Source organism: Streptomyces sp. FXJ1.172 (genome assembly GCF_001636945.3).
Lineage (GTDB): Bacteria > Actinomycetota > Actinomycetes > Streptomycetales > Streptomycetaceae > Streptomyces.
In genome coordinates, this window is record NZ_CP119133.2 from 8,743,416 (window position 1) to 8,758,385 (window position 14,970).

The window sequence follows — 14,970 nt, forward strand, 5'->3', positions numbered from 1 at the left end:
GTGACGTGCTCCTCCCATGAGCAAGCCGCGGACGGCGGTATCCCGCGTTCAGGAGACCCCGAGTTCGTTGTCGATGAAATCGAGGACCTCGTCCGGCGTCGCCGCCTGGAGCCGGTCCGTGACACTGGTCTGCGCAGCGGAGTTCTGTGTTTCCTTCCATTTCGCCAGGAGCAGTTCCAGGCGGCTGGTGATCGTGCCCCCGTCCTGTCCGCCGGCCACGGCCGTGGCGAGCGCGGACTCCAGCCGGTCGATTTCCCCCAGCAGGGAAACGGGATGTGGGGAACCGGCCGGAGCCAGCGTCTCCAGCAGATGACCGGCCAGGGCCTGCGAGGTCGGGAAGTCGAAAATGAGCGTCGAGGGCAGGCGGTGCCCCGCCGCGGCGCCCAGCCGGTTGCGCAGTTCGACCGCGGAGAGAGAGTCGAAGCCGATCTCCTTGAACGAACTGAGTGGGTCCACCGAGGCCGGCGAGGCATGCCCGAGCACCGCCGCGACATGGGATCGCACCAACTCCAGTACCGCCGCGCGCTGTTCGGCCTCGTTCAAGCCCCTCAACCGCTCTGTGAACGAGGGTCCCTCGGCCGCGGCCCCGATCGTTGCCGCCGTACGCCGCGCGGGCCCCGCCGGTCGTACGAGGTCCCGCAGCACGGCCGGAAGCGCTCCCTCCGCCTCCCTCTCGCGCAGCGCCTTCAGGTCCAGGCGGGCGGGTACGAGCAGGGCCTCGGCTCCGGTGCCGGCGTCGAGGAGCGCCAGGGCCTGCTCGGTCGGCATGGGGCGGATGCCGGCCCGGGACAGCCGGGCGAGATCGGCCTGCGACAACTCTCCGGTCATGCCGCTGGCCTGCTCCCACTGTCCCCAGGCGAGGCTGGTGGCGGGGAGGCCTTGGGCGCGGCGGTGGTGGGCCAGGGCATCGAGGAAGGTGTTCGCCGCGGCGTAATTGGCCTGGCCCGGGTTGCCGACCACGCCCGCGACGGAGGAGAAGAGGACGAAGGCGGACAGGCCGAGGTGGCGGGTGAGGTCGTGGAGGTGGAGGGCCGCGTCGACCTTGGGACGCAGGACGGCGTCGAGTCGTTCGGCGGTGAGGGTGGTGAGCAGTCCGTCGTCGAGAACGCCGGCGCAGTGGATGACGGCGGTGAGGGGGCGGTCGGCGGGGATCTGGTCGAGGAGGCGGGCCAGCGCGGCGCGGTCGGCGGTGTCGCAGGTGGCGATCGTGATGTCGGCGCCGAGGCCACGGAGTTCGTCGGCGAGTTCCGCCGCGCCGCCGGCCTGCATGCCCTGGCGGCTGGTGAGCAGGAGGTGGCGGGTGCCCTGGGTGGCGAGGTGGTGTGCGGTGAGGGCGCCGAGGGTGCCGGTGCCGCCGGTGATGAGGACGGTGCCGTCGGGGTTGAGGGGCTGGGGTATGCGCAGGACGATCTTGCCGGTGTGGCGGGCCTGGCTCATGTGCCGGAAGGTCTCCGGGGCGCGCCGGATGTCCCGCACGTCGAGCGGAAGGTGCTGCAGCACACCCTCCTCCAGGAGCCGGACAACCTCCCGGAGGATCTCCCCGAGGCGTTCAGGCCCGGCCTCCATGAGGTCGAAGGCCCGATAGGCCATACCGGGGACGCTTCGGACGTCGGTCTTGCCCATCTCGATGAACCGGCCACCCTCTGCCAGGAGTTGAAGAGAGGCGTCCACGTACTCGCCGGCGAGGGAGTTGAGGACGACGTCGACCTCGCCGAACTGCTCGCGGAAGTCGAGGGTGCGGGAGGAAGCGACGTGGTCGTCGTCCAGTCCCAGGGCGCGCAGGGTGTCCCATTTGGCGGGGGCGGCGGTGCCGTGGACCTCGGCGCCCCACAGACGGGCGAGTTGCACGGCGGCCATGCCGACACCGCCGGCCGCGGCATGGACGAGCACGGACTCCCCGGCCCGCAGACCGGCCAGGTCACGCAACCCGTAGTACGCCGTCAGGAACACCGCGGGCACGGCAGCCGCCTGCTCGAACGACCACCCCTCCGGAATCCGTACGAGCATCCGCTGATCCGCGGCGCAGACCGTCCCGAAGGACAGCGGAAGCATCCCCATGACTCGGTCGCCCACCCGGAAGTCCCCCGCCTGCGGCCCGACCTCGGTGATGACCCCTGCCCCCTCACTCCCGAGGGACAGCTCACCCGGATACATGCCGAGCGCCATCAGGACGTCACGGAAGTTGAGCCCGGCCGCCCGCACGGACACCCTCACCTGGCCCGCACCAAGAGGGTCGAGAACCTCGGGGCAGGGCAGCAGTTCCAGACCGTCGAGCGTGCCGGGGCTCGTGGTGCCCAGCCGCCAGGCGGGGACACCGGACGGCGGGTCCAACTCGTCGTCACCGTCCCGTCGAAGCAGCCGAGAGGTGAGCAAGCGTCCTTCTCGCAGGGCGAGTTGGGACTCGTCTGCAGCGATGGCCGAGGGCAGGGCGGCATACGATGCCGCGTCGTCGTCGATGTCCAGCAGCCGGAGGCGCTCCGGGTGCTCGGACTGCGCCGACCGGAGCAGGCCCCACACGGCGGCGTGCGTCAGATCGCCGACGTCCTCGCCGGTGCGCGTCGCTACGGCGCGGTTGGTCACTACGACCAGGCGAGCGTCCTGCAGCGCCTCGTCCGCCAGCCAGGCCTGTACATCGGCGAGCGCCCGAGCGGTGGCCCGGTGGACGGTGGCGGCCAGACCGTCGCTGTCCACCGGGTGCGGGGAGTCGTAGGGCAACAGCACCACGTCAGGCGCCCTCTCACCGTCGATGATTGCCGCACGGAGCGCCGCCAGGTCGCAGTAGTGGCGCACGGATTCGCTCAAGTCACGGAAGGCGGACGCAAGTTCCGAGGAATCCGACGCCACCACGGCCCAGTCGCCCACGACGTCCGCCGTACCCCGCTCGGCGGCAGGCAGCGGAGACCAGCCGACACGGAACAGGGCGCCGGAGTCGGCCTTGGCACTGACGGCCGCATGGAGCTGCTCGTCGGAGACCGGACGCAGGACGAGCGAACCGATCGACGCGACCGGTCGCCCGGCCGTGTCCGCCGCCGCCACGGAGAACACATCGTCGCCCGAAGGGGAGATGTGCACCCGCAGCTGCGTCGCCCCGGTCGCATGGAGGCTCACATCGCTCCAGGAGAACGGCAGCCGGGGCGACGACAGTGTGTCCGTGCCGTCCAGGAGGACGGCGTGCAGGGCCATGTCCAGCAACGCAGGGTGTATGCCGAACTCGCCCTGCTGGCGGCCGACGTGACCAAGCTCATCGGGAACGGCCAGTTCCGCGTAGATGTCGTCGCCCAGACGCCAGGCGGCGCGCAGCCCGCGGAACGCGGGGCCGTACCCCTTGCCGGGCCCGTCGTAGAAGGCCTCGACCGCCATGGGCACCGCGCCCGCGGGAGGCCAGGCGGACAGGCCGGCAGGCTCGGATGAGTCGTCCCCGGACAGGGAACCGCTCGCATGCCGGATCCACGCCGAGTCACGCTCGCCGTCGTTCTCGGCGCGCGCGTACACCTGGAGGGCACGGCTTCCGTCGGCATCCGGCGCGCCGACGAGCAGTTGGAGCTGCACCGCGCCGTGTCGGGGCAGGACGAGCGGTGTCTCCAGTGTGAGTTCCTCGATCCGCGTGCAGCCGACCCCGTCACCAGCACGCAGCGCGGCCTCCACGAACACCGTGCCCGGGAGTAGTACCGTCTCGGCCACTGTGTGGTCGGCCAGCCAGGGATGCGTCCGCAGGGACACCCGACCGGTGAACAGATGCTGCCCGGACTCCGCCAGCACGGACTCCGCGCCGAGCACGGGATGGTTGGTCGCCCCGAGCCCCAGCCCCGCGGCGTCACCGCTGGCACCGGATGCCGGCGGGAGCCAGTAGTGCTGGTGGTCGAAGGCGTAGGTGGGCAGGTCGACCGGGCGGCCGGTGGCCCCGGGCCAGGTGACGTGGGTGCCGTGGGTCCAGAGTTCGGCGACGGCGGAGCTGAGGGCCTCCGGTTCGGGGCGGTCCTTTCGGAGGGTGGAGACGGCGAGTACGTCGTCGAGGGTGGTGCGGGCGAGGGTGGTGAGGGTGGTGTCGGGGCCGAGTTCGAGGAGTGTGGTGACGCCGTGTTGGGTGAGGTGGTGGAGGCTGTCGGTGAAGCGGACGGGTTTGCGGATGTGGTGGGTCCAGTAGTCGGGGGAGGTGAGGTGGTCGGCGGTGTGTCCGGTGGTGTTGGAGATGACGGGGGTGTGGGGGGGTTGGTAGTCGATGGTGGCGGCGATGTGCCGGAATTCGTCGAGGATGGGTTCCATGTGGGGGGAGTGGAAGGCGTGGGAGACGTTGAGGTGGCTGGTTTTGCGGCCGAGGTCACGGAAGTGATCAACGATGGCTTGTGTGGCGTGCGTGTCGCCTGAGATGACGGTGGTGTCGGGTGAGTTGAGGGCGGCGATGGCCACGCCGGGGAGGAGGTGTTCGGTGATTTCGGTTTCGGTGGCCTGGATGGCGATCATGGTTCCGCCGGTGGGGGCGGTTTGCATGAGTCGTCCGCGGGCGGTGACCAGGCGGGCTGCGTCGGGCAGGGTCATGACGCCGGCTGCGTGGGCGGCGGTGAGTTCGCCGATGGAGTGGCCGAGGAGGTAGTCGGGTCGCAGGCCGTAGGTGTGGGTGACGAGCTGGTACAGGGCGGTTTCGAGGGCGAAGAGGGCGGGTTGTGCGTACTGTGTCTGCTGCAGCAGTTCTGCGTCGTCGCCGAAGAGTATGTCGCGCAGGGGGCGTGGCAGGTGTGGGTCCAGGGCGTGGAAGGTCTCGTCCAGTGCGGCGGCGAAGACGGGTTCGGTGTCGTACAGCTCCCGTCCCATGCCGGGTCGTTGGGATCCCTGTCCGGTGAACATGAACGCCACCCGCCCAGACCGCACACTCCCGCAGACGACCTGGGCGCTGTCCGCCCCGCTCGCCAGCAGGTCCAGCCCCTCCAGCAACTGCTCCCGCTCAGCGCCGAACACCACAGCCCGGTGCTCCAGCGCAGCCCGCGTCGTGCGCAGGGCGGTGCTCACCGCAGCGGCGCGCAGGTCGTCCCGTTCCCGTACGTACGAGGCGAGCCGCTCCGCCTGAGCACGCACGGCCGTGCGCGACCGGCCAGAGATCACCCACGGCGCGGCACCGGCAGCATCCTCGCCGGGCTCGTCCGGGACCGGCGCGGCCGCCTCGAGGATGACGTGGGCGTTCGTGCCGCTGATGCCGAAGGAGGAGACGCCGGCCCGGTGCGGGCGCCCCGTCTGCGGCCAGCTGGTGTTCTCGGTGAGCAGGGATACGGCGCCCGCGTTCCAGTCGACGTGCGGGGTGGGCTCGTCCACGTGCAGGGTGCGGGGCAGCAGCCCGTGGCGCATCGCCATGACCATCTTGATCACACCGGCCACACCGGCCGCGGCCTGCGCGTGTCCCATGTTCGACTTCACCGAGCCCAGCCAGAGCGGGCGGTCCTGCGCCCGCTCCTGCCCATACGTGGCCAGCAGTGCCTGGGCCTCGATCGGGTCGCCGAGCGTGGTCCCCGTACCGTGGGCCTCGACCGCGTCCACATCCCTCGGTGCGAGGCGGGCGTTGGCGAGGGCCTGGCGGATGACGCGCTGCTGGGAGGGCCCGTTGGGTGCGGTGAGGCCGTTGCTGGCGCCGTCCTGGTTGACGGCGGAGCCGCGGACTAAGGCGAGGACCCGGTGTCCGTTGCGGTGGGCGTCGGACAGGCGCTCCACCAGCAGCAGTCCCACACCCTCCGACCAGCCCGTGCCGTCGGCCGCCGCCGCGAAGGACTTGCAGCGGCCGTCCGCCGCGAGCCCCCGCTGCCTGCTGAACTCGATGAAGACACCGGGCGTCGCCATGACCGCGACGCCGCCCGCGAGCGCCAGGTCGCACTCGTCGTTGCGCAGGGCCTGGCAGGCGAGGTGCAGGGCGACGAGGGACGAGGAGCAGGCCGTGTCGACCGTGACCGCAGGGCCTTCCAGACCGTAGACGTAGGCGATGCGGCCCGAGACCACGCTGCCCTGCGTTCCGGTGAGGGCGTAGCCCTCGACGCCTTCGGGGAGCCGGTTTCCGGGGCCCGTGTAGTCGTGGTGCATGAGACCGGCGAAGACACCGGTACGGCTGCCCTTGAGGCCCGTGGGGTCCAGGCCCGCCCGCTCGAACACCTCCCAGGAGGTCTCCAGGAGCAGCCGCTGCTGCGGGTCCATGGCGAGGGCCTCGCGCGGCGAGATGCCGAAGAAGCCGGGATCGAAATGCCCCGCGTCGTAGAGGAATCCGCCCTCACGGGCGTACGAGCTGCCCGGTCGGCTGGAGTGCGGATCGTAGAGTTCGTCCAGGTCCCAGCCGCGGTCCGTCGGGAAGCCGTCGATCACGTCCCGGCCCTCGGCCACCATCCGCCACAGGTCCTCCGGCGAGTGCACGCCGCCCGGGTAGCGGCAGGCCATGCCGACGATCGCGATCGGCTCGCCGTCGGCCGCGGTGCTCGTGACCGGCCGCGGCCGGTCCACGCCGGCCGGAGCGGTGCCCAGGACCGCGGAGCGCAGCCGGCGCACGACCGAGGTGAGCGTCGGGTGGTCGAAGACGAGCGTGGCCGGCAGACGCACCCCGGTCGCGGCGGCGAGCCGATTGCGCAGCTCGACCGCGGTGAGCGAGTCGAAGCCGAGTTCCTTGAACGCCCGCTCGGCGTCGATGGTCTGCGGCGAGCGGTGCCCGAGCACGGCCGCGACATGGCCGCGCACCAGAGCCAGCAGCTCCTCGTCGCGCTCGGCCTCGGTGAGCTGGGCCAGACGGGCGGTGAGCGCGGTGCCGTCGGAGTCCGCGCCGGCACGGGAGGCCCGTCGTACCGGCGTACGGACGAGACCGTGGAAGAGGTGAGGGAGCAGACCGGAGCCGGCTCGTTCGCGCAGCACGGCGCTGTCCAGCGCCACCGGCACGAGCAGGCCGTCCGCCGAGTCCGCGGTGGCCCGGTCGAGGAGACTCAGGCCCGTGTCGGACGGCAGCGGGCGGACCCCGGAGCGTGCCATCCACGTCAGGTCGTCCGCAGAAAGGTGGCCCGTCATGCCACTGCTCTCCGCCCACAGACCCCACGCCAGCGACACCCCGGCCAGCCCCTCTGCACGTCGCCGCTCGGCGAGCGCGTCCAGGAAGGCGTTGGCCGCGGCGTAGTTGGCCTGGCCGGGGTTGCCGAAGACGCCCGCGATGGAGGAGAAGAGCACGAACGCGGAGAGGTCCGCCCCCCGTGTCAGTTCGTGCAGGTTCACGGCCGCGTCGACCTTGGGCCGCATCACTTGCTCCAGACGCTCCGAAGTGAGCGCCGCGACCACCCCGTCGTCCAGGACGCCCGCCGCGTGCACGACACCGGTCAGCGGGTGCTCCCGTGGGATCCCGGCCAGTACGCGGGCCAGTTCGTCCCGGTCCGCCGCGTCACAGGCCACCACGGATACCTCCGCGCCCAGTTCGCCGAGTTCCGCGATCAGCGCGGCGGCGCCTGGAGCACCGGTGCCCCGGCGACTGGTGAGCAGCAGACGGCGTACGCCGTGCACGGCGACCAGGTGACGGGCCACCAGGCCGCCCAGCGACCCGGTGCCGCCCGTGATGAGCACGGTGCCGGCATCGGGCCAGGACACGCCGGACCCGCCGGAGGTCGTATCCGCCCCCGCCCGGCGCAGTCGCGGGACCCGGACCTCGTCCCCGCGCACGGCCACCTGGGGCTCGTCCGTACCGAGCACGGCCGCCACCGCGTTCACGACCGAGCCCGCGCCGGACTCCACGTCGACGAGCGCGAACCGTCCCGGGTTCTCGGCCTGCGCCGACCGCAGCAGCCCCCACACCGGCGCGGACGCGAGATCGACGCGCCCGCCGTCCTCGCCCGCGGACACGGCGTCACGGGTCACGACGACCAGACGCGACGACGCCGTGCGGTCCGAGGCCAGCCAGTCCTGTACGACGCCGAGGACGCGCGCGACGGTGGCGTGGGCCGCGCCGGCGACCCGATCGCCGCCGGTGTCCGGTACGACGGGCAGGAGTACCGCGTCCGGCACCGGTTCGCCCGCGTCGAGCGCGGCGTTCAGCCGGGTGAGATCCGGGTAGCGGCGGACGGCGGGCCCGAGGCCGAGGTCGTGCCCGTGGCCCGTGTCCCAGCCGTCCGCGTCGATGACGGCCCAAGTCTCCTGAACGCCGAGGGGGGTTGAGGCGACGTCCGCGGCTGCGGTCGGCTCGGTCCAATCGATCCGGTACAGGTCGTCGTGGCGTGTCGCGTTCGCTCCGCGCAGCTGCTCGGGCGAGACCGGCAGCAGCGTCAGGGACTCGACGGTCGCGACCGGCCGGCCGGCGGGGTCGGCCAGAGCCAGCGACACGGAGTCCGCGCCGGTACGTGTGGCCCGTACACGCAGCGACGTGGCACCGACCGCGTGCACCCGCACACCGGACCAGACGAACGGCAACCGAACCGGAGCCGTACCGCCCACGGAGTCCACCAGCGCGGTGTGCAGGGCCGCGTCGAAGAGCGCCGGATGGATCGCGTACCGGCCCGCCTCCTCCGCCTGCTCCTCGGACAGCCGGACGTCCGCGTAGACCTCGTCGCCCAGCCGCCAGGCCTTTTCGAGCCCCTGGAAGACGGGCCCGTACTCGTATCCGGTGACGGCCGCGTCCGCGTAGAAACGGTTCACCATGAGCGGCTCCGCACCACGAGGCGGCCAGGCCGTGAGGTCCGCCGACGGCTCACCGTGCCCCTCGGCGGAGACGGTGCCCGTGGCGTGGTGGGTCCACGGAGCGTCTATGTCGGCTGCGTCCTCCGGCCGGGAGTAGATCTGCACCGTGCGCTCTCCGCCTTCAGCGGGCGCGCCCACGACGAGCTGGAACCGCACGGGCGCGGTCAACGGGAGAGGCGCGTGCAGCGTCAGTTCCGCGACGGTCGGGCAGCCCACCTCCGCACCCGCGTGGAGGGCGAGTTCGGTGAAGGCGGTACCCGGGAGCAGTGGAGTCCCGTGTGCCGTGTGGTCGGTGAGCCAGGCGTGGGTGCGAGGGGCGATGCGGCCCGTGAGGGTCAGCTGGTTCGTCTCTGCGTTGTGGAGTGCGGCGGTGAGCAGCGGGTGTTCCGCGGGGTGAAGACCGTAAGCGGTGGGGTTGTTGGCCGTGGCGGGCTCGGTGAGCCAGTAGCGTTGGCGTTGGAAGGGGTAGGTGGGGAGGTCGGGTTGGTGGGGGTGGGGTGGTGTGGTGGTGTCGGGGGTCCAGTTGATGGGGAGGCCGTGGGTCCAGGCGTGGGCGAGGTTGGTGTGGAGGTGGGTGAGGGTGCCGTGGTGGCGGCGGAGGGTGGGGGTGGTGGTGGCGGTGGGGTGGGTTTCGTTGATGGCGGGCAGGAGGACGGGGTGGGGGCTGATTTCGAGGTAGTGGGTGTGTCCGTGGGTGGTGAGTGTGTGGAGGGTGTCGGTGAATTGGACGGGGTTGCGGCAGTTGTTGTACCAGTAGGTGGGGGTGAGGTGGGTGCCGTCGGTGGGTTGGGTGGTGACGGTGGAGTAGAAGGGGGTGGTGGTGGGTTGGGGGGTGATGGGTGCGAGGAGGTTGAGGAGGGTGTTGTGGAGGGGTCTATTTGGGGCTGTGGGAGGCGACGGTGGTGGGGATGATGCGGGCGCGGGCGTTTTGGGTGTGGGCCCAGTCGAGGAGGGTGTGGAGGTCGGGTTCGGGGCCGGCGATGGTGCAGGTGGTGGGGCTGTTGGTGCCGGCGATGGTGAGGCGGCCGTGGTAGGTGGTGAGGTGGGGTTGGACTTGGTGGGCGGGGAGGTTGAGGGTGGCGATGGCGCCGTGGCCGGTGAGGTGGTCGGCGAAGAGTTGGGAGCGCAGGACGATGATGCGGGTGGCGTCGTCGAGGGTGAGGGCTCCGGCGATGTGGGCGGCGGCGATTTCGCCTTGGGAGTGGCCGGTGACGGCGTCGGGTTGGATGCCGTGGTGCTGCCAGAGGGTGGCGAGGGAGACCATGACGGCGAAGAGGACGGGTTGGAGGATTTCGATGCGGTCGAGTGGGGGTGCGTCGTCGGTTTGGCGTAGGGCGTTGGTGAGTGACCAGGTGACGTAGGGGGTGAGTGCGGTTTCGCAGTCGGCGATCTTTTTGGCGAACACGGGTGAGGTGTCGAGGAGTTCGCGTCCCATGCCGGTCCATTGGCTGCCCTGTCCGGGGAAGACGAACACGGTCTTGCCGCGGTGTTCGGCGGTGCCCGTGACCACGCCCGCCCCCGGCTCTCCCGCGGCGAGCGCCTGAAGCCCGTGCAGCACGCCCTCGCGGTCCTGGGCGACCACTACGGCACGGTGGTCCAGGGCATCCCGGCCGGTCGCGAGCGTGAATCCGACATCCGTCAGCGAGAGGTCCGGGCGGTCCGCGACGAACGACCGCAACCGTTCGGCTTGTTGACGCAGTGCCTGCGGGTCGGCGGCGCTGAGGACCAGCGGAGGCGCGTCCGCGGCTGCCGCCCTGCTCGGGACCGTCGTACGCTCGTCGCCGAAGTCCCCGTCATCCAGGGCGTGTTCGAGGATGACATGGGCGTTGGTGCCGCTGATGCCGAAGGACGAGACGCCTGCCCGGCGGGGGCGGCCGTCCGGCTGCCAGTCCACCGGGTCGGTGAGCAGGGAGACGGCGCCCGCGGTCCAGTCGATGTGGGGGGAGGGCTCGGCCACGTGCAGGGTGCGGGGCAGGAGCCCATGGCGCATCGCCATGACCATCTTGATGACGCCCGCGACACCCGCGGCGCACTGCGTGTGCCCGATGTTGGACTTCACCGAGCCCAGCCACAACGGCCGGTCCTGCGCACGGCCTTGTCCGTACGTCGCCAGCAGCGCCTGCGCCTCGATCGGGTCGCCCAGCCGGGTGCCGGTACCGTGCGCCTCGACCGCGTCGACATCGGCGGGGGCGAGCCCGGCGTCGGCGAGGGCCTGGCGGATGACGCGTTGCTGAGCGAGACCGTTGGGTGCGGTGAGGCCGTTGCTTTCGCCGTCCTGGTTGACGGCGGAACCGCGGACGACGGCCAGGACCCGGTGCCCGTTGCGCCGTGCGTCGGAGAGGCGTTCCACCAGCAGCATGCCCACGCCCTCGGCCCAGCCGGTGCCGTCGGCGGTGGCTGAGAAGGACTTGCAGCGGCCGTCGGGGGACAGCGCGCGCTGCCGGCTCAACTCGACGAACATGCCCGGCGTGGCCATCACGGTCACCCCGCCGGCCAGGGCCAGTGTGCACTCGCCGCTGCGCAGCGCACGGCAGGCCATGTGCAGCGCCACCAGCGAGGACGAGCACGCCGTGTCGACGCTCACCGCGGGCCCCTCCAGGCCGAGCGTGTAGGCGACGCGGCCCGACGCCACGCTGGGTGTGCCGCCCGTCAGGAGGTAGCCCTCGGTGCCTTCGGTGCCCTGGTGGAGCCGCGGGCCGTAGTCCTGGAACGTGGTCCCGACGTAGACACCCGTGCGGGAGCCGCGCAGTGACCCCGGTGCGATGCCGGCCCGCTCCAGCGCCTCCCACGACGTCTCCAGCACCAGTCGCTGCTGCGGGTCCATGGCGAGGGCCTCGCGCGGGGAGATGCCGAAGAACCCGGCGTCGAAGTCGGCGGCCCCGTCGAGGAATCCGCCCTCGCGCACGTAGTTCTTCCCGGTCCGCGTGGGATCGGGGTCGTAGAGGGCGTCCATGTCCCAGCCGCGGTCGGCGGGGAAGTCGGAGATCGCGTCGCCGCCCTCGGCCACCAGTCGCCACAGCTCGTCGGGCGAGGTCACGCCGCCGGGATAGCGGCAGGCCATGGCCACGATGGCGATCGGCTCGTCGGCCGTGGCCGGAGCCGCTGGTGCTTCGAGCGCGGCCGACGGTTCACCGCCGAGGACGAGCGAGCGCAGGTGTTCCGCCAGCCGGGCCGGTGTCGGACGGTCGAAGAGGAGCGACGGTGCGAGGGCGAGCCCGACGGCGCGGGTGAGCCGGTCGCGCAGCTCCACCAGGGTGAGCGAGTCGAAGCCCAGCCCCTTGAAGGTCGTGCGGGCGTCGACCTCGTCGGGAGTGTCGTGCTCCAGCACGGCCGCGACCTGGGCCCGTACGAGGTCCAGGACGGTGCGCTCCTGATCGGCCGGTCCCAGCTCTCGCAGGCGCAGCCGCAGCTCAGGGGTCCCGCCGTCGTCGGTCGTGGGCCGGGCGTCCGGCTCCTTTGGCACGGTCGTGGCGTCGTACGACGGCGTTGTGGCCGCCTCCGTGTCCGAGGGCCGGGGGATCCAGTACCGGCGGCGCTGGAAGGCATAGGTCGGCAGGCCGACGCGCTCGGCGCCGCAGCCGTCGTAGAACCGCCGCCAGTCGACGGACACCCCGTGCACATGCAGCCGGGCCAGGGCCCCGGCCGCCGCGCGGACCTCCGGCCGCGAGCCGCGCAGCACGGGCACGAAGGCCGTGTCCGGTGAGGTGACGCAGTCCCGGGCCATGGAGGTCAGGACGCCGTCCGGGCCGAGTTCGACGAACGTGGACACGCCTGCCGTCTCGAGGGCGCGCATCCCGTCGAGGAAGCGGACGGCCTCGCGGGCGTGGCGCACCCAGTAGTCCGCCGAGCAGATCTCCTCGGTGCTCGCCGGGCGTCCGGTGAGGTTGGACACCACCGGGATGCGCGGGGCGTGGTAGGTCAGCCGGCTCGCTGTGTCCCGGAACCCGTCGAGCATGGCGTCCACGCGGGGTGAGTGGAAGGCGTGGCTGACCTGCAGACGCTTGGTCTTGCGGCCCTCGGCCCGCCAGCGCGCGGCGAGTTCGAGGACCGCGCCCTCGTCACCGGCGACGACCATGGATGTGGGTCCGTTGACCGCGGCGAGCGAGATCCGCTCCTCGTGTCCGGCGAGCGCGGCCCGGACGTCCTCCTCGGTGGCCTGTACGGCCATCATGGCGCCGCCCGTGGGGAGTTCACCCATGAGACGGCCCCGGGCGGCCACCAGGGCGCAGCTGTCCTCGAGGGACAGCACACCGGCCGCGTGGGCCGCCGCCAGCTCACCGATGGAGTGCCCGACCAGCAGGTCCGGGGTCACGCCCCAGTGCCGCAGCAGCCAGTACAGGGCCGTTTCGACGGCGAACAGGGCGGGCTGGGTGTACTCGGTGCGGTGCAGCAGCGCCGCCTCGGGCGAACTTTCCGCCGCGAACACCACGTCCCGCAGCGGGACTTCGTGTCCCAGGTGGGCGTCGAGCAGCGTGCACACCTCGTCGAACGCCCCGGCGTAGACGGGGAACGCCTCGTGCAGCTCGCGTCCCATCGCGGCGCGCTGACTGCCCTGCCCGGAGAACAGGAACGCCGTCCTGCCGTACAGCGGTTCACCCCGCACCACCTGTGCGGAGGTCCGGCCGGCCGCCAGCGCGTCCAGCGCGGACACGACGCCGTCCCGGTCTGTCGCGAGCAGCACCGCGCGATGCTCGAAGGCGGTGCGGGTCGTCGCGAGCGAGTGGGCGAGATCCAGCGGCCGGACGGCGGGCGCGGCGTCCACCGTGGCCCGCACCGCACGGGCTTGCGCGTACAGCGCCTGTTCGGTGCGGCCCGAGACGGGCAGCAGCAGCACCGGGCTTCGGCGGGCCGGCACCTCGGAGGTGGAGGCGGCGGGCCGCGGGTCCGGCTCCGGTTCGGAGAGCACCAGGTGGCAGTTGGTGCCGCCCATGCCGAAGGAGCTGACGCCCGCGATCAGTTGACGCTCCGCACGCGGCCACGACTCCAGTTCCGTCTGCACACGCAGGTTGAGTGCGTCGAGAGGTATGTCGGGGTGGGCGGAGGCGAAGTTGAGGTTCGGGACGAGGCGGCGGTGGCGCACGCACAGCGCGGCCTTGATCAGGCCGGCGATGCCCGCGGCACCCTCCAGGTGCCCGATGTTGGTCTTGGCGGAGCCGACCCGGAGAGCGGTCCCGGTGTCCCGGAACACCGCGCCGAGCGCGGCCGCCTCGACCGGGTCGCCGCGGCGGGTGCCGGTGCCGTGCAGTTCCACGTACTGCACCTCGGGCGGGGTGACGCCGGCCCGCTCCTGGGCGAGCCGGACGACCTGTTCCTGTGCCTCGCGGCTCGGCACGGTGAGCCCCTCGGTGGCTCCGTCGTTGTTGACCGCGCTGCCGCGGATCACGCAGTACACGAAGTCGCCGTCGGCGAGGGCGCGGGCGAGCGGCTTGAGGACCACGAGGCCGCCGCCCTCACCGCGCACATAGCCGTTGGCCCGCGCGTCGAAGGTGAAGCAGCGCCCGTCCGGGGACAGCCCGCCGAAGCGTGCCTGCATGAGTGAACTGCCGGGCACCAGATTGAGATTGACCCCGCCCGCGACGGCGAGCGTCGACTCGCCGTGCCGGATGCTCTGGCAGGCCTCGTGCACCGCGACCAGGGCCGAGGACTGCGCGGTGTCGAGCGTCAGACTCGGGCCTCCCAGTCCCAGCACATACGAGAGCCGGTTGGCGATCATGCCGCGGTGCAGTCCGGTCGCGGTGTGCCGCCCGATGGACGACTCGCCGCCCTGTCGGGTGAGGGCGGCGTAGTCGTCCCAGACGGCGCCGACGAACACACCGGTGGCCGTGGCCGCGAGATCGGACGGCACGATGCCCGCGTCCTCCAGGGCCTCCCAGCCCAGCTCGAGCACCAGGCGCTGCTGTGGGTCCATGGCGGTCGCCTCACGGGGCGAGAGCCCGAAGAACGACGGATCGAACCCGCCCACGTCGTCGAGGAACGCACCCCACCGCGTGCCCGGGTCCGACGCGTCCTCGGCGACGGGCCAGCGTTCCTCGGGGACACGGGTGACCGCGCTGACACCGTCGCGCAGCAGTCGCCAGTACGCCCGCGGGTCGGGTGCCTGCGGAAAACGGCAGGACAGGCCGATCACCGCGATCGGTTCGTGCCGCCCTGCCGAGGTGTTCTCCTGCGTGCGTACCGCGGAATCCACATGCCCTCCCGCATTCCCCGTACTCGGAAAGTCCGACGGACCTGGAAAGACCGAAGAAAAGCAGCGCGCTCCGCGGACAAACCGGTATGCGCGCCTGGGTCGGAGCGTAG

At 72.0% G+C, this 14,970-nt stretch carries 2 protein-coding genes and 1 pseudogene; all 3 read right to left on the reverse strand.

Annotated features, from left to right (window positions below):
• Positions 1-48 precede the first annotated feature (48 nt).
• A complete protein-coding gene (locus tag A6P39_RS39385) occupies positions 49-9,201 on the reverse strand; it encodes an SDR family NAD(P)-dependent oxidoreductase (protein ID WP_443053083.1) in 9,153 nt (3,050 codons plus the stop codon).
• Positions 9,202-9,273: 72 nt separating this feature from the next.
• Positions 9,274-9,510, reverse strand: a pseudogene (locus A6P39_RS45665) (acyltransferase domain-containing protein); the annotation flags it as partial.
• A gap of 37 nt (positions 9,511-9,547) precedes the next feature.
• A complete protein-coding gene (locus A6P39_RS39390) occupies positions 9,548-14,860 on the reverse strand; it encodes a type I polyketide synthase (RefSeq protein ID WP_275883950.1) in 5,313 nt (1,770 codons plus the stop codon).
• Positions 14,861-14,970 lie beyond the last annotated feature (110 nt).